Origin of the sequence: Bacillus sp. NPDC077411, from assembly GCF_044543425.1 — a bacterium.
GTDB classification, from domain to species: domain Bacteria; phylum Bacillota; class Bacilli; order Bacillales; family Bacillaceae_G; genus Bacillus_A; species Bacillus_A bruguierae.
The window spans coordinates 375,280-392,157 of sequence record NZ_JBITWA010000002.1; the positions used below are offsets into that span (position 1 = coordinate 375,280).

The 16,878-nt window shown below is 37.8% G+C and carries 16 protein-coding genes and 1 pseudogene; all 17 read left to right on the forward strand.

What is annotated here, in order from left to right:
* Window positions 1–580: 580 nt before the first annotated feature.
* Window positions 581–1,996: pseudogene (locus ACIGHG_RS05280) on the forward strand (PolC-type DNA polymerase III); the annotation flags it as partial.
* A gap of 340 nt (window positions 1,997–2,336) precedes the next feature.
* Window positions 2,337–2,807: a ribosome maturation factor RimP gene (gene rimP / locus ACIGHG_RS05285; RefSeq protein WP_090912778.1), complete on the forward strand. Its 471-nt coding sequence runs from the start codon at window positions 2,337–2,339 to the stop codon at window positions 2,805–2,807.
* A gap of 17 nt (window positions 2,808–2,824) precedes the next feature.
* Entirely contained in the window at window positions 2,825–3,925 is a 1,101-nt protein-coding gene (nusA, locus tag ACIGHG_RS05290; RefSeq protein WP_336473210.1) for a transcription termination factor NusA, read from the forward strand.
* Window positions 3,926–3,936: 11 nt separating this feature from the next.
* Window positions 3,937–4,209, forward strand: coding sequence for an RNase P modulator RnpM (rnpM, locus tag ACIGHG_RS05295; RefSeq protein WP_020059150.1), 273 nt, complete (start codon window positions 3,937–3,939; stop codon window positions 4,207–4,209).
* Window positions 4,210–4,521 carry a YlxQ family RNA-binding protein gene (locus ACIGHG_RS05300; protein WP_090912784.1) on the forward strand — a complete coding sequence of 104 codons (312 nt, stop codon included), beginning with the start codon at window positions 4,210–4,212 and terminating at the stop codon, window positions 4,519–4,521. It abuts the gene before it with no gap.
* A 4-nt stretch (window positions 4,522–4,525) separates the two neighbouring features.
* The gene (gene infB, locus ACIGHG_RS05305) at window positions 4,526–6,592 is read left to right on the forward strand and encodes a translation initiation factor IF-2 (protein WP_090912785.1); all 2,067 of its coding nucleotides are present in this window, start codon (window positions 4,526–4,528) and stop codon (window positions 6,590–6,592) included.
* Window positions 6,589–6,870 carry a DUF503 domain-containing protein gene (locus ACIGHG_RS05310; RefSeq protein ID WP_035428961.1) on the forward strand — a complete coding sequence of 94 codons (282 nt, stop codon included), beginning with the start codon at window positions 6,589–6,591 and terminating at the stop codon, window positions 6,868–6,870. The genes infB and ACIGHG_RS05310 overlap by 4 nt, the downstream gene beginning before the upstream one ends.
* Window positions 6,871–6,886: 16 nt before the next feature.
* Complete coding sequence (gene rbfA, locus ACIGHG_RS05315; protein WP_017151269.1) at window positions 6,887–7,243, forward strand: 30S ribosome-binding factor RbfA; 357 nt, start codon at window positions 6,887–6,889, stop codon at window positions 7,241–7,243.
* 78 nt (window positions 7,244–7,321) lie between these two features.
* Window positions 7,322–8,245 carry a tRNA pseudouridine(55) synthase TruB gene (gene truB, locus ACIGHG_RS05320; RefSeq protein ID WP_396547447.1) on the forward strand — a complete coding sequence of 308 codons (924 nt, stop codon included), beginning with the start codon at window positions 7,322–7,324 and terminating at the stop codon, window positions 8,243–8,245.
* Window positions 8,246–8,288: 43 nt separating this feature from the next.
* The gene (gene ribF / locus ACIGHG_RS05325) at window positions 8,289–9,260 is read left to right on the forward strand and encodes a bifunctional riboflavin kinase/FAD synthetase (RefSeq protein ID WP_396547449.1); all 972 of its coding nucleotides are present in this window, start codon (window positions 8,289–8,291) and stop codon (window positions 9,258–9,260) included.
* Between the two features lie 100 nt (window positions 9,261–9,360).
* Window positions 9,361–9,630, forward strand: a complete 270-nt coding sequence (gene rpsO, locus ACIGHG_RS05330) for a 30S ribosomal protein S15 (RefSeq protein WP_090912790.1) — start codon at window positions 9,361–9,363, stop codon at window positions 9,628–9,630.
* A 160-nt stretch (window positions 9,631–9,790) separates the two neighbouring features.
* On the forward strand, window positions 9,791–11,944 hold the full coding sequence (gene pnp / locus ACIGHG_RS05335) for a polyribonucleotide nucleotidyltransferase (protein ID WP_336473213.1): 2,154 nt from the start codon (window positions 9,791–9,793) through the stop codon (window positions 11,942–11,944).
* 259 nt (window positions 11,945–12,203) lie between these two features.
* The gene (locus ACIGHG_RS05340; RefSeq protein WP_396547452.1) at window positions 12,204–13,103 is read left to right on the forward strand and encodes a polysaccharide deacetylase family protein; all 900 of its coding nucleotides are present in this window, start codon (window positions 12,204–12,206) and stop codon (window positions 13,101–13,103) included.
* A gap of 88 nt (window positions 13,104–13,191) precedes the next feature.
* Window positions 13,192–14,436, forward strand: coding sequence for a M16 family metallopeptidase (locus ACIGHG_RS05345; RefSeq protein ID WP_336473215.1), 1,245 nt, complete (start codon window positions 13,192–13,194; stop codon window positions 14,434–14,436).
* Window positions 14,437–14,923: 487 nt separating this feature from the next.
* On the forward strand, window positions 14,924–15,175 hold the full coding sequence (locus tag ACIGHG_RS05350; RefSeq protein WP_090912798.1) for a YlmC/YmxH family sporulation protein: 252 nt from the start codon (window positions 14,924–14,926) through the stop codon (window positions 15,173–15,175).
* Window positions 15,176–15,343: 168 nt separating this feature from the next.
* Window positions 15,344–16,246 (forward strand): dipicolinic acid synthetase subunit A, encoded by a 903-nt coding sequence (dpaA, locus tag ACIGHG_RS05355; RefSeq protein WP_336473216.1) that lies wholly within the window; start codon window positions 15,344–15,346, stop codon window positions 16,244–16,246.
* Entirely contained in the window at window positions 16,243–16,842 is a 600-nt protein-coding gene (locus ACIGHG_RS05360; protein WP_090912803.1) for a dipicolinate synthase subunit B, read from the forward strand. Before dpaA ends, ACIGHG_RS05360 begins: the two co-directional genes overlap by 4 nt.
* Window positions 16,843–16,878 lie beyond the last annotated feature (36 nt).

Below are 16,878 nucleotides of genomic sequence, written 5' to 3' on the forward strand. Positions count from 1 at the left end.
ACGTAAAGACGAGGAAAGGGAGGTAGAAACCTTCTGTGAATGATAGGTCTGGTGTCTATAAAATTCCTATGGTTAGAATCAGTAGAATCACTGGGACGAACCCTCGACTGACTTTTCGAGAATATCACGTTACAGAAATGTAACGGGGTCCAAAGAGGACTTCCAAGTGTGGATGAGTAAACGTTTGGTTATGAAAATCCATACTGTGTTACAGGCACAGTCAAGCTTGGCGGAATTTAGGGGGAACCTAAGGGAATTATGTACAGATAGGAATAGTGGAACGTGTGAAGCTTTCGACATAAGAGAAGGTTGCACTTCGATGATGATGGTATGTGGAAAGGCAAATGCTATAACACATTTTACGAAAGTGGCAGTAGTGCCGTAGTACCGCTTAATGAAATGCTGAAGATGACTGAATAACCAATAAGTCGGAGGATAAAAACATTTCAGAGGGAAGGGCACAAGTCGTTAACGTCGAAACAAACTTCGACAGAGTTAACGATGGAACGCCGTGTGAGTGTGAAAGCCTCACGCACGGTGTGGAGTGGGGGAAAAGCTGGAGATAATATCAAATGCTTACCTATCACTATACTTCTCAGGAGAATACCAACCTCGTGCTCATAACTATACGAAAGTACTGTTCGGTGAAGATAATGTATATCGTGCTGGAACAATAGGGACCGTTGCCGAAAAGACCGCGTATGGTTATGTGAAAGGCTATGCTTCAGACCATAATTTAACGATACGAGGGGCAGAAGTAGATCGCCTTGTAGCAGGATGTACGGGTGTTAAGAGAACAACAGGGCAACATCCAGGTGGTATTATCGTAGTGCCGGATTACATGGATGTCTTTGATTTTACACCGATTCAATTTCCAGCAGATTCTTTAGAGGCGGAATGGAGAACGACACATTTTGATTTCCATTCTATTCATGATAACTTATTAAAACTTGATATACTCGGACACGATGATCCGACAGTGATTCGTATGCTTCAAGATTTAAGTGGAGTGGACCCAAAGACGATTCCAACTGATGACCCAGAAGTAATGAAAATTTTCTCGGGTACAGAATCACTTGGTGTAACGGAGGAACAAATTAATTGTAAAACTGGTACACTTGGTATCCCGGAATTTGGTACGAAATTCGTTCGCCAAATGTTAGAAGAAACGAAGCCGACGACATTCTCAGAGCTTGTCCAAATTTCTGGACTATCTCACGGTACAGATGTATGGCTTGGAAACGCAAATGAACTCATTTATGATGGTACATGTACATTGAGTGAAGTAATCGGTTGTCGTGATGACATTATGGTGTATTTAATTTACCAAGGTTTAGAACCATCTTTAGCGTTTAAAATTATGGAATCTGTGCGTAAAGGGAAAGGTGTACCTCCAGAGTGGGAAGAAGAAATGCGCAATAATAATGTGCCGGGATGGTATATTGATTCATGTAAAAAGATTAAGTACATGTTCCCTAAGGCCCATGCGGCAGCATATGTACTCATGGCTGTGCGCATTGCGTATTTTAAAGTGCATTTTGCACTCTTATTCTACGCAGCATACTTTACTGTTCGTGCCGATGATTTTGATCTAGATGCAATGGTAAAAGGTTCAGCATCTATCCGTGCTAAAATTGATGAAATTACGCAAAAAGGATTAGATGCATCTCCAAAAGAGAAAAGCTTACTAACAGTATTAGAGATGACACTTGAAATGTGTGAACGTGGTTATTCATTCCAAAAAGTTGATTTATATCGCTCTAGTGCAACAGACTTTATTATTGATGGGAATACATTAATTCCGCCGTTTAATGCAATACCTGGTCTTGGTACAAATGCTGCATTAAACATTATAGCAGCACGTGAAAATGGCGAGTTTTTATCGAAAGAGGATTTACAACAGCGCAGTAAGATTTCCAAAACAATTATTGAGTATTTAGATAGTCAAGGTTGTTTAGGAGAACTTCCAGATCAAAACCAGTTATCACTGTTCTAATAGGTAGGAAAAGTCTTTGCAAAACTATGGTCACTATGCTATACTAGATAGCGAGATAACCATGTCATGTATATTTTGTGAAAAAAAGAGTGGGGAAACCCACTCTTTCGTTTTACTATCTACGTTTCTGCGTCTAAAATTTTCGTAGACGCTTCTGTCGTATATACATATTTTGTTACAAGTTTTACTTCTTAAATTTGGTAATACTAAGACAGATATTCCCTGCTTATTAGCAGGGGCTTTTGTTAGCTAACGAGAAAGAATATACAAACTGCATTGGTTAAAAGTACGCAGGATGAAATCTTTCAACTGTTACATGGCGGCAGAAAGGAGGCTGTTTATGGATAAGAAAGTTACAGAAGTTGTTGAAGCACTTGCGCAGCCAATTGTCGAAGAGCTTGGTCTTGAGCTTGTAGATGTAGAGTATGTGAAAGAAGGAAAAGATTGGTTTTTACGCGTATCCATTGACTCTGATACAGGAGTAGATATTGAGGAATGTGGTGCGGTAAGTGAGCGATTAAGTGAAGCTTTAGATAAAGAGGATCCAATTCCTCATCTTTACTTTTTAGATGTATCCTCTCCAGGAGCGGAGCGTCCATTAAAGAAAGAAAAAGATTTCCAGCAAGCAGTAGACAAACAAGTTGCAATTAAAACATACGAGCCAATCGATGGTGAGAAAATGTTTGAAGGAAAGTTGCTTGCATATGATGGAACAATGATTACATTACTATTAACAATTAAAACACGTAAAAAAGAAATCCAAATTCCGATGGATAAAGTTGCCAATGCGCGACTTGCAGTTACGTTTTAGTAAGAAGGGGGATCTTCATGAGCACTGAGTTGTTAGATGCTTTGCTCGTATTAGAACAAGAAAAAGGTATTAGCAAAGATATTATTATTGATGCTATTGAAGCAGCTTTAATTTCTGCTTATAAACGAAATTTCAATCAAGCGCAAAATGTTCGCGTTAGCTTCAATCCTGAAGTTGGAACTATTCAAGTATTAGCGCGTAAAGATGTAGTGGGAAATGTATTTGACCCACGTCTTGAAATTTCTGTTGAAAAAGCAAGACAAGTTAACCCAAACTATCAAGAGGGCGACGTATTAGAGATTGAAGTAACGCCAAAAGATTTCGGGCGTATTGCAGCACAAACAGCAAAACAAGTTGTGACGCAGCGTGTACGTGAAGCAGAACGTGGCGTGATTTATTCTGAGTTTAGCGACCGTGAAGAAGACATTATGGTTGGTATTGTACAACGTCAAGATGCTCGCTTTATTTATGTAAGCTTAGGGAAAGTAGAAGCACTTTTACCAGTAAGCGAGCAAATGCCAAACGAACAGTACAAACCGCATGATCGCATCCGTGTTTTCATTACAAAAGTAGAGAAAACAACAAAGGGACCGCAAATTTATGTATCACGTACGCATCCAGGCCTTTTAAAGCGTTTATTTGAAATTGAAGTGCCAGAAATTTATGATGGAACTGTAGAAATTCGTTCTGTGGCACGTGAAGCAGGAGATCGTTCAAAAATCTCTGTGTACTCTGAAAATGTAGATGTAGATCCAGTAGGTTCTTGTGTAGGACCGAAAGGACAACGTGTACAACGCATTGTAGATGAGCTAAAAGGTGAAAAAATTGATATTGTTCGCTGGTCAAATGATCCAGTGGAATATGTAGCAAATGCACTAAGTCCATCACAAGTTGTAAAAGTGCTTGTAAACGAAGAAGAAAAAGCAACTACTGTAATTGTTCCAGATCATCAACTTTCCTTAGCAATTGGTAAGCGTGGACAAAATGCGCGACTTGCAGCAAAATTAACGAATTGGAAAATTGATATTAAAAGCGAGTCTGATGCGAAACAACTAGGACTTTTAACAGAAGAAGATATGATAATCGCATTCGATTCTGCTGAAGATGAAATCGAATAGAGGTGATGAACGTGAGCAATCGAAAAGTTCCGTTACGAAAATGTGTGGTAACACAAGAGATGAAATCAAAACGCGAGCTCATTCGCATTGTTCGTTCCAAAGAGGGAGTCGTGTCGATTGATTTAACAGGCAAACAATCAGGACGCGGTGCATACTTGTCAAAAGATAAAGAATGCATTTCTCAGGCGAAAAAGAAAAATGTTTTGGAACATCACCTAAAAGCGAAAATTGATGACTCTCTTTATGAAGAGCTAATCGAGCTTGTTGAGAAGGAGTCGAAGTAAGTGTCCAATTGGAAATCGTTTTTAGGGCTGGCTAATCGGGCCCGAAAGATTATATCGGGTGAAGAGCTTGTTTTAAAAGAAGTTCGAAGTGGTAAAGCAAAGCTCGTATTGCTTTCTGAAGATGCGTCAGCAAATACAACAAAGCGTATTACGGACAAAACAACGTTCTACAACGTACCAATGAGAAAGGTCGAAAATCGACAAGAATTAGGGCATGCGATTGGGAGAGAAGAACGAGTCGTTGTAGCGGTGTTAGATGACGGCTTTGCTAAGAAGCTGCTTAGCATGCTCGATATAACTTACCGGGGGTGAAGGTATGAGTAAAATTCGAGTACACGAATATGCAAAAAAACACAATATCTCAAGTAAGGATATTATTAAAAAACTAAAAGAAATGAATATCGAGGTTTCGAATCATATGACGATGTTAGACGATGAAGTAGTAAACAAGTTAGATAATCAATATAATGATGGAGCAGAAAAACCTTCTGTTGCAGATGAGTTTGAAGTAGAGGAAAAAGTTGTTCGCAGCAAAAAGAACAGCAATAAGAATAAGAAAAAAGGCAAAGGGAATCAAGACAAACGTCAAGAAAACTTTGCTGGAAGACAACAAACGCAAGTGGTAGAAACACCAGACAAAATCACTTTCTCTGGTACGCTTTCAGTAAGCGAACTTGCGAAAAAATTAAGCAAAGAGCCATCTGAAATTATTAAAAAGCTCTTTATGCTTGGAATCATGGCAACAATTAACCAAGATTTAGATAAAGATACAATTGAGCTAATTGCTAGTGATTATGGTATTGAAGTAGAAGAAGAAGTAATTGTTAGTGAAACAGAATTCGAGACGTTTATGGACGAGCAAGACGATGAAGAGAATTTAAAAGAACGTCCGGCTGTCGTTACAATTATGGGACACGTTGACCATGGTAAAACAACATTACTTGACTCTATTCGTAATTCAAAAGTAACTGCTGGTGAAGCGGGCGGAATTACGCAGCATATTGGTGCATACCAAGTTGAAGTAAATGACAAAAAAATTACGTTCTTAGATACACCAGGTCACGCAGCATTTACAACAATGCGTGCACGCGGTGCGCAAGTTACAGATATTACAATTCTAGTTGTAGCAGCTGATGACGGTGTTATGCCACAAACAGTTGAAGCGATTAACCACGCGAAAGCAGCTGGAGTACCAATTATTGTTGCTGTGAATAAAATGGATAAACCATCAGCAAATCCGGATCGTGTAATGCAAGAGTTAACTGAATATGAGTTAGTTCCAGAAGCCTGGGGCGGCGATACAATCTTCGTACCAATCTCTGCCATTAAAGATGAAGGAATTGACAACTTGCTAGAAATGATTCTTCTTGTAAGTGAAGTAGAAGAATATAAGGCAAATCCAAATCGCTATGCAACTGGTACAGTAATCGAAGCACAGCTTGATAAAGGTAAAGGAACAATCGCGACATTACTTGTTCAAAACGGTACACTTCGAGTAGGAGACCCAATCGTTGTTGGTACATCATTCGGCCGTGTTCGTGCGATGGTAAATGATATTGGGCGTCGTGTGAAAGTTGCTGGTCCGTCTACTCCTGTTGAAATTACAGGCTTAAACGAAGTGCCACAAGCAGGCGATCGCTTTATGGCATTTGCCGATGAGAAGAAAGCACGTCAAATCGGTGAATCACGTGCACAACAAGCATTGCTTGCACAGCGTGGTGAAAAATCTAAATTAAGCCTTGAAGATTTATTCCAACAAATTAAAGAAGGCGATGTAAAAGAAATTAACTTGATTGTGAAAGCAGACGTACAAGGTTCTGTGGAAGCAATGGCAGCATCACTTCGTAAAATTGATGTTGAAGGCGTAAAAGTAAAAATTATCCACACTGGCGTAGGTGCAATTACAGAATCTGATATTATTTTAGCTTCTGCATCTAATGCAATTGTAATTGGATTTAACGTACGTCCTGATGTCAACGCGAAGCGTACAGCTGAATTAGAAAACGTTGATATTCGTTTGCACCGCATTATTTATAAAGTAATCGAAGAGATCGAAGCAGCAATGCAAGGTATGCTAGATCCTGAATTCGTAGAAAAAGTAATTGGTCAAGCAGAAGTTCGTCAAACGTTCAAAGTAACGAAAGTTGGAACAATTGCAGGATGTTACGTAACAGACGGTAAAATTACACGTGATAGCGGCGTGCGTATCATTCGTGACGGCGTAGTTATTTATGAAGGCCAACTTGATACGTTAAAACGTTTCAAAGACGATGTAAAAGAAGTTGCACAAAACTATGAGTGTGGTATTACAATTGAGAAGTATAATGATCTTAAAGAAGGAGACATTATTGAAGCGTACATTATGGAAGAAGTGAAGCGATGATTATCGCTTCACTCTCATTCGAATGTATAATCTATGATGTGCATTCCTTAAAAGAGAAACGAGCAATTTTACAGCGTGTTTTAACTCGTGTAAAACAGCGTTACAATGTATCTGTTTCAGAAGTTGGGCATCAAGATGTATGGCAACGTACAGAAATTGCGATTGTTTCCGTATCCTCAAATCGTGTTGTGTGCGAAAAAGAAATGGATCGTGTACTTGCCTACATTGATTCATTTCCTGAAATTGAACGTACAATAACACAATTGGAATGGTATTGAATGAGGTGAAATGGTTATGAAATTACGTGCAAACCGTGTGGGCGAACAAATGAAAAAAGAATTAGGCGACATTATTAGTCGTAAAATTAAAGACCCGCGTGTTGGATTTGTGACAGTAACAGATGTACAAGTGAGTGGAGATTTACAAATTGCTAAAGTATACATTTCTGTTTTAGGAGACGAAGAACAGAAAGAAAATACATTAAAAGGTTTAGCGAAGGCAAAAGGCTTTATTCGTTCCGAAATTGGACAGCGTATTCGTCTTCGAAAAACACCTGAAATCTCCTTTGAATTTGATGAATCGATTGGATACGGTCATCGAATTGATACACTTTTACATGAAATTAATAAAGACGGTAAACGTGAAGAATAATGGATAGACATTTGTCTATCCATTTTTTCAATCTGAAGTAAGTTTGACATACAAAAAGTATAACGATGAGGTGAATATATGGAAGGTGTAGTGCTATTACATAAACCAAAAGGGATGACATCACATGATTGTGTATTTAAATTAAGAAAAATATTAAGAGAGAAACGTATAGGGCACACCGGGACTTTAGATCCAGATGTGACAGGTGTATTACCAATTTGTGTAGGACGTGCTACGAAAATTGCACAATTTTTAACGAGTGAAACAAAAACGTACGAAGGTGAAGTTACGCTAGGATTTTCAACCACTACAGAAGATGCTTCAGGTGAAGTTGTTGAAAAACAAGATGTCAATCGTGTTATTACACGTCAAGAAGTAGAATCAGTATTAGCTGCCTTAACAGGAACAATCGAACAAGTACCACCAATGTACTCGGCTGTAAAAGTGAATGGAAAGAAACTATATGAATATGCAAGGGCGGGAATAGAAGTAGAGCGTCCAGTTCGTACAATTACGATTCATGAGTTCACTTTACTTGATAACCGTGAATTATTTGAAGGAGAGACAATTTCCTTCCGTTTTCGTGTGACTTGTAGTAAAGGAACATATGTAAGAACATTAGCTGTTATGATTGGGGAAAAGCTGGGATTTCCAGCGCATATGTCCGATCTTGTGAGAACAGCATCAGGAGAGTTTAAATTAGAAGATTGCATATCATTTGAAGAAATTGAGCAAAACGTGCACAATGGAACGGTAGATTCTATTTTTATTTCGATTGATGAATCGTTACATAAGTTTCCAAAAATGGTTGTAAGTAGGGAACAAGCAGAGGAAGTGAAGAATGGTATGTTTTTACCGAATAAAGAACAAGTGACAGCGCCATTCATTACAATTTTTGATGAAAATGAACGCTGCTTAGCGATTTATGAACATCATCCAAAGCATCCAGGTATGTTGAAACCGATGAAAGTACTTGTGAATAATCAAGAACTACAGCTATAATGAATAATTGGAAGGATTATTACAGAAAAAGGTGAATTCAAGCGTGAAACTCATTCATTTAACTCATCCACACGAACAAAATAAAATAGAATTACCACCTACTGTAATGGCATTAGGATTTTTTGATGGCATTCATTTAGGGCATCAACGTGTGATTCGAACAGCAAAAAAAGTAGCAGATGAAAGAGGATATAAAAGTGCTGTCATAACGTTTCATCCACACCCATCTGTTGTGTTAGGGAAAAAAGAAGCGCATGTGGAGTATATTACACCGTTATCTATTAAAGAAAAAGTAATTGCAGATTTAGGGATTGATATGTTATATGTGGTGAAATTCGATGAATCATTTGCTGGATTACTGCCACAACAGTTTGTAGATGAATATATTATTGGGCTAAATGTAAAGCATGTAGTAGCAGGTTTTGACTATTCATATGGACGTTTAGGAAAAGGGACGATGGAGACTTTACCATTTCATGCAAGAGGAGAGTTTACCCAGACCGTGATCGAAAAAGTTGAATTTCAAGAAGAAAAAGTAAGTTCCACGGCATTACGAAAACTGATTCGAAATGGGGAAATGGAACAAATTCCATCTATTTTAGGTAGAGCTTATACAGTAGAAGGAACGGTTGTGCACGGAGATAAACGTGGACGCAAAATTGGTTTTCCAACAGCTAATGTAGCTTTGAGCGATGAATACCTTCTACCACCTGTTGGTGTATATGCGGCAAGATTAAAAGTTCATGATGAGTGGCATGATGGCGTATGTAACATTGGCTATAAACCAACATTTAAAGAAGATGAACGTAAATTGTCTATTGAAGTGCATCTATTCCATTTCAATGAGGATATATATAATCAGGTTGTTACTATTGAATGGCATATGCGTATTCGAGAAGAGAAAAAATTTAATGGTATTGATGAGTTAGTTACCCAAATTGCAAAAGATAAAAGAACGGCACAAGAATATTTTAGTACGGGAAAGAATATACTTGCTTTTTCTAATGAAAAGTAGTATTCTATCTTATGTACTTTACAATAACCATTGCTTGGCATTACGACTCACCGACGTTTGCTAGGTAATTGGGGATTTATTACTTAGGAGGTGAAATAGGATGGCTTTAACACAAGAGCGTAAAAATGAAATCATTGCACAATTTAGAACTCATGAGACTGATACTGGTTCTCCAGAAGTTCAAGTTGCTGTCCTAACGGAGCAAATTAACACTCTAAATGAGCACTTACGTACTCACAAGAAAGATCATCATTCACGTCGCGGTCTTTTAAAGATGGTTGGTAAACGTCGTAACTTACTTACTTACCTTCGTAACACAGACATCACTCGCTACCGTGAACTAATCACAAAGCTTGGATTACGTCGATAGTCAAAAAAGCGGGAATATTCCCGCTTTTTTGTTAGGTAAAAATATATCTTCTACTCTTGATAGCTTACTGTATTTTCGGTAATACTAGAGGAAGAATATTGTGATATATTATCCATTTACATAGAAGAATTGAATATTTTAAATTGAGAGGGGTACTTAAATGAGTCAGGAAAAGCAAGTCTTCTCGATAGATTTGGCTGGTCGTCAGCTAACGATTGAAACAGGTCAGCTTGCAAAACAAGCAAACGGAGCAGTATTAGTAAGGTATGGCGACACAGCAGTTCTATCTACAGCAACTGCATCAAAAGAGGCAAAAAATGTAGATTTCTTCCCACTAACAGTAAACTATGAAGAACGTTTATATGCAGTAGGGAAAATTCCAGGCGGCTTTATTAAACGTGAAGGTCGTCCAAGTGAGAAAGCGATTTTAGCGAGCCGTTTAATCGATCGTCCAATTCGTCCTCTTTTTGCTGATGGTTTCCGTAATGAAGTACAAGTTGTCAGCATTGTAATGAGTGTAGATCAAGATTGTTCTTCAGAAATGGCAGCTATGCTTGGTTCTTCATTAGCATTATCGATTTCAGATATTCCATTTGAAGGCCCGATTGCTGGTGCGACAGTTGGTCGTATTGACGGTGAATTTATTATGAATCCAACAGTTGAACAACAAGAGAAGAGTGATATTCACCTTGTTGTTGCTGGAACAAAAGATGCGATTAACATGGTAGAAGCTGGTGCAGATCAAGTGCCTGAAGAAACGATGTTAGAAGCAATTATGTTTGGTCATGAAGAAATTAAACGTTTGATTGCATTCCAAGAAGAAATTGTACAAGCAGTTGGAAAAGAAAAAACGGAAGTTCAGTTATATGAAGTGAACGCTGAGCTTGATCAAGCTGTACGTGAAATGGCAGAGCAAGATATGCATTCAGCAATTCAAGTGCACGAAAAACATGCGCGTGAAGATGCAATTAATGCAGTGAAAAAGCGTGTTATCCAGCATTATGAGGCGCAAGAAGCTGATGCTGAAACATTAGGACAAGTAAATGAGATTTTATATAAAATTGTAAAAGAAGAAGTACGTCGTCTTATTACAGTTGAAAAAATCCGCCCAGATGGTCGTAAAGGTGATGAAATTCGTCCTCTAGCATCAGAAGTAGGGATTTTATCTCGTACGCATGGTTCTGGTTTGTTTACACGTGGACAAACACAGGCATTAAGTATTTGTACATTAGGAGCATTAGGCGATGTGCAAATTTTAGATGGTCTTGGTGTAGAAGAGTCTAAACGCTTCATGCATCATTATAATTTCCCATCCTTTAGTGTTGGTGAAACAAGACCAATGCGTGGACCAGGTCGTCGTGAAATTGGGCACGGTGCGTTAGGTGAACGTGCTCTTGAACCTGTTATTCCATCTGAAAAAGATTTCCCATATACAGTTCGTCTTGTATCAGAAGTATTAGAATCAAATGGTTCTACTTCTCAAGCAAGTATTTGCGGTAGCACTTTAGCGATGATGGATGCAGGTGTTCCGCTTAAAGCTCCAGTTGCTGGTATTGCAATGGGACTTGTGAAGTCTGGTGAGCACTACACAATTTTAACGGATATCCAAGGTATGGAAGATCACTTAGGTGATATGGACTTTAAAGTAGCTGGTACAGCTCAAGGTGTAACGGCACTTCAAATGGATATTAAAATTGAAGGGTTATCACGTGAAATTTTAGAAGAAGCATTGCAACAAGCAAAAGTTGGACGTATGCACATTTTAGATCATATGTTATCTGTTATTGCTGAGCCACGTACGGAGTTATCTCAATATGCTCCTAAGATTGTGACAATGACAATTAATCCGGACAAAATCCGTGATGTTATTGGGCCAAGTGGAAAGCAAATTAACAAGATTATTGAAGAAACAGGCGTGAAAATTGATATTGAACAAGATGGTACAGTCTTTATTTCATCTATTGATCAAGAGATGAACGAAAAAGCGAAGAAAATTATCGAAGATATCGTTCGTGAAGTGCAAGTAGGTGAAATTTATTTAGGGAAAGTAAAACGAATTGAAAAATTTGGTGCTTTCGTTGAATTATTCAGTGGTAAAGACGGTCTTGTTCATATTTCTGAATTAGCACTTGAACGTGTAGGGAAAGTAGAAGATGTTGTGAAAATCGGTGATGAGATTTCAGTAAAAGTTATCGAAATCGATAAACAAGGTCGTGTAAACTTATCTCGAAAAGTATTGCTTAAAGAAGAGCAGGAAAAAGAAGCTGCAAAGCAAGAGCAAGAAAAAGAAGCTGCAAAGCAAGAACAAGAATAAGCAAAAGAAAAGCTAAGGGATTCCCTTAGCTTTTTTATTATGTAAAAAACCTTGGGATATATCTCAAGGTTTTTTGTATATAACAGAGTATAGTTTTAATGAGAACGTTTAAATTAACAATGATAAGAAAAGAAACTTTTGATTACTTTGTTTTAATGAAGAGTACATCAAAAGAATAGAAGGGAAATCGGACTAACTATTAGTCGGTGGATGGAAGACCCCTGACTGATGGAAGTTTCACTTTACTGGAGGGTGCTTTATGAAAATTCGCATCATTTTACTTATAGTTATATTATGGTTCGCCCCTATGCATATTTCGTATATATCATATGCAAAAGACCGTTTGTATGAAGAGATTGAAGAAAGAGCAAAAGTGTATGCGATTCCGCCGCAAAATGCATGTATTGATAGAGTGTGGAAAGCGACGCCAGGATACAATGGGAAGGAAGTAGATGTAAGGGCTTCCTATGGTAACATGAAGAGGTATGGCAGTTTTGATGAGAAGCAATTGGTATACCGAGAAGTATCGCCAAAAGTACATTTAACAGACTTACCACCTACACCGATTTATAGAGGGAATCCAAGTAAAAAAATGGTTGCTCTTACCATTAATGTTGCTTGGGGGAATGAATATCTTTCGCGGATGTTAGAAATACTGCAAAAGCATAATGTTAAAGCAACTTTTTTTCTAGAGGGAAGATGGGTAAAAGAGAATTTACGTTTTGCAAAAATGATTGCAGATGCTGACCAGGAAGTGGGAAATCATTCATATACGCATCCTGACATGAGAACCTTGTCAGTTCATGCAATTCATGAACAATTACAAAAAACGAATCAAGTCATTGAAGCGGCTACAAATCAAAAAGTGCGTTGGTTTGCACCTCCAAGTGGTAGTTTTCGTGACGATGTTGTTCATACTGCTGCAAAAATGCACATGGGGACAATTATGTGGACAGTGGATACAATTGATTGGAAGCATCCAGAACCGCACGTATTGCTACAGAGAGTGTTAAGTAAAGTACATCCCGGTGCCATTATTTTAATGCATCCAACTTCTTCTTCAGCGGAATCGCTTGATACATTGATTTCAAAGTTAAAAGAGAAAGGGTATACCGTAGGAAACGTATCTGCTTTAGTAGACGAAAAGCGTATTGATTAAACACATTTGCATGACATTCGCCCTTAAACTTGTTATGATTATATAATAGAATCTTTTTACAGAGAATTTGTCAATAGGAGGAAGGCTTTTGATCAAAAAATATACATGTAAAAATGGAGTAAGAATCGTAATGGAGCATATTCCAACAGTACGTTCTGTTGCAATTGGAGTATGGATTCATGCGGGATCACGAAATGAAAATGAAACGAATAATGGGGTTTCGCATTTTTTAGAACACATGTTTTTTAAGGGGACGAAAACACGTAGTGCTAGAGAAATTGCAGAGTCCTTCGATAGCATTGGCGGGCAAGTTAATGCGTTTACATCAAAGGAATATACATGTTATTATGCAAAAGTGTTAGATGAACATGCAAAATACGCACTTGATATTTTGACGGACATGTTCTTTAATTCAACGTTTGTTGAAGAAGAATTGAAAAAAGAAAAAAATGTTGTGTTTGAAGAAATTAAAATGTATGAAGATACGCCAGATGATATTGTCCATGATATGTTAACGAAAGCGACGTATGAGACGCACCCGCTGGCATATCCTATTTTAGGAACAGAGCAAACGCTTGAAACGTTTACAGGCGATATGCTTCGTGAGTATATGAAAGATCATTATACACCAGAAAATGTTGTTGTTTCTATTGCTGGTAACATTGATGAATCCTTTGTTCAAATCGTCGAACAATATTTTGGAAATTATGAAGGAACGACAAATCGCGAACAAGTACATAACCCTAGTTTTCATCCAAATAAAGTAGCACGTAAAAAAGAAACAGAGCAAGCCCATTTATGTTTAGGATTTAAAGGATTACAGATGGGCGATGAAAGTATCTATAATCTAATTGTATTGAATAATATTCTAGGCGGTAGTATGAGTAGTCGTTTGTTCCAAGAAGTGCGTGAGCAGCGCGGGTTAGCGTATTCTGTATTTTCTTATCATTCTTCTTATGAAGATACAGGTATGTTAACAATTTACGGGGGAACGGGCAGTCAGCAACTCGATATGTTGTACGAAACAATTCAACAAACACTTGATACATTAAAAGATACAGGTATCACAGAAAAAGAATTACTTAACAGTAAAGAGCAACTAAAAGGCAATCTGATGTTAAGTTTAGAAAGTACAAATAGTCGGATGAGCCGTAATGGTAAAAATGAATTACTTCTAAAAAAACACCGTTCTTTAGATGAAATTATTGAAAGTGTAAACAGTGTTACAAAAACAGATGTAGATACATTAATTCGTGACATGTTCACAGATGAGTTTTCTGCAGCACTGATTAGTCCAAATGGAGAACTTCCAAAAGGGATAAGTCAAAAATAAACAAGTAAAAAACACCGTTTCTTATTAAGGAGAAACGGTGTTTTAATTTGTCCCGCTACTTTAGGGTAGTAAGACTCCCACCTCAAGATTCTGAGCAAGCCGCCTCCGCTTTTCTAAAGAAGATAGGTGGGAGATAACTGCTGGTATGCGCCCGATTGGGCAGGATTTCCATCGGTGGGGGATGAAGAAAAACCCCCACTGATGGAAGTTTCACTTTATATTTGTATATCTATTCATTTAATTGTTTCAGCATAAAAGTTGCTGCTATGCAGAATACAATATGATCTGCGCTCGCTTTCTCTTTTTGTTGTAAACCTTGCATGTGGTAGGATGACCGTTTCTATGCACGGCCAGATGCTCTCTTAAAAAGAAAAGAGGTTCTTATATCATTTTTTTACTTATATATGGGTATTTTTTTTGAAGTTTAGAATAGGTACTTAATATAAAGAAATCTTTTAATTAGAGTGTTATGTAAGGAGAGGATGGAATGCGATTAAGTGAGCTAAGTGGGAAAGAAATTGTTGATTTACAGCGTGCGGAAAGAATGGGAGTACTAGGGCATGCTGACCTAGAGATTGATGAAAAAGATGGGAAGATTCAAGCACTCATTATTCCAGTTGGAAAATGGGGAGGGTTTAAACGAGGACAACAAGAAGTGCGTGTGGAGTGGAGTAGAATTAAAAAAGTGGGGCAAGATATGATTATTTTTGACCTTGCTAATTATTCAGATTCTAATTAAAAGATGACCCTTACGGTCATCTTTTTTATTGTGGGAATCCATAGATGTAAATCACCCTTACTTTGTTGTTTTCAATCACCTTATACTCGTACATTACATATGATGTGGAGGAAAACGAAAAAGTAGGCACTTTTCTTATAATGAGAGAAAAAGAAGGTGAAGAAAAGAATGTTGACTGATATTCATATTGCTGTCATAGGAGGAGATGCAAGACAGCTTGAAGTCATTCGTAAGCTAGTTGAGCTTGATGCAAGACTCTCATTAGTAGGCTTTGACCAACTTGATCATGGATTTACAGGATCAGCAAAAGAGAGTATGCAAAATCTCGATTTTACTTCTTTAGACGCCATCATTTTGCCGGTAGCTGGAGCAGATGCAAACGGACAGATTGATACAATTTTTTCTAATGCAAAAATTAGGATTACAAAAGAACAAATCGAAAACACGCCAGCACATTTTACGATATATTCAGGTATTAGTAACACTTACTTAGATACAATTGCTTCTTCAACGAATCGAAAACTTGTCAAATTGTTTGATCGTGATGATGTAGCGATTTATAATTCAATTCCAACTGTTGAAGGGACCATTATGATGGTTATTCAACATACCGATTATACAATTCATGGATCTACAGTAATGGTATTAGGTTTTGGGCGAACTGGAATGAGTGTAGCAAGAGCGTTTCAGTCACTAGGAGCGAAAGTGAAAGTAGGTGCTCGTCGTTCTGAGCATATCGCTCGTATTACAGAGATGACATTTACACCATTTCAAATGCGAGATATAGAGCAAGAAGTACAAGATGTTGACATTGTCATTAATACAATTCCGCACCTTATTGTAACGGCAAGTGCAATTTCAAAAATGCCTGCCCATACATTAATTATTGATTTAGCCTCTAAACCGGGAGGGACAGACTTCCGTTATGCAGAAAAGCGAGGGATTAAAGCTTTGTTAGCTCCTGGACTTCCAGGAATTGTTGCACCAAAAACAGCCGGACAGATTCTCGCAAATGTCCTTTCTAATTTATTAATGGCAGATGTAGATGCAAGAAAGGAGAATAAAAAATGAGTGTAAAAGGTAAACGAATTGGCTTTGGACTAACAGGCTCACATTGTACGTATGCAGAAGTCATGCCTCACTTAGAAAAACTTGTTGCAGATGGAGCGGAAGTACTACCTGTCGTATCGTATACATTACAAACGACAAACACAAGATTTGGTGAAGGTGCAGAGTGGGTTGAGAAAATAGAAGCCATTACAGGTCATAAAGTAATTGATTCTATTGTAAAGGCAGAACCGCTTGGTCCGAAAATTCCATTAGATTGCATGGTTATAGCGCCATTAACAGGAAATACGATGAGTAAATTCGCGAATGCAATGACAGATTCACCTGTATTAATGGCTGCCAAAGCTACACTAAGAAATGGTAAACCTGTTGTATTAGCAGTTTCAACGAATGACGCTCTTGGGTTAAATGGTGTGAATTTGATGCGCCTTATGGCAACAAAGAATATTTATTTTGTGCCGTTTGGGCAAGATTCACCGTATAATAAACCGAACTCTATGGTGGCGCGTATGGAATTACTGCAAGATACAATTGTAGAATCGATGGAAGGAAAACAACTGCAACCTGTAGTTGTAGAAAAATTCAAGTATATGAATTAATAAGCGAAAAACAGACAATTTTTTTCATGAAACCAT